Source organism: Gemmiger formicilis, assembly GCF_016900095.1.
GTDB classification, from domain to species: domain Bacteria; phylum Bacillota; class Clostridia; order Oscillospirales; family Ruminococcaceae; genus Gemmiger; species Gemmiger formicilis_A.
Window position 1 is genome coordinate 1 of record NZ_JACJJP010000097.1, and the last position, 212, is coordinate 212.

Genomic DNA, 212 nt, shown 5'->3' on the forward strand with positions numbered 1-212 from the left:
CATAGCATCACCTACACGGTGAAGTATTACAAGGATGGCGTGGAAGCCGAAAGTGTGCCGGTAACCAAGTCTGCGTGGATCAACGACACGACGGTGCCTGTGGATACCGTTGATACTTCGGACGACCGCTATGTGGGCTATAAGTTCGACAGCACGGATCCCGATCCGATTCCGAGCACTGCTTCTGACGGCGATGTCATCAACGTGTACTA

Annotated in this window: 1 protein-coding gene; it reads left to right on the plus strand. The window is 53.3% G+C overall.

Going from position 1 to position 212, the window contains the following annotated elements; genetic code table 11:
* The coding region (locus H6B15_RS15355; RefSeq protein ID WP_204648862.1) for a hypothetical protein at positions 1–212 on the plus strand (212 nt) is incomplete at both ends.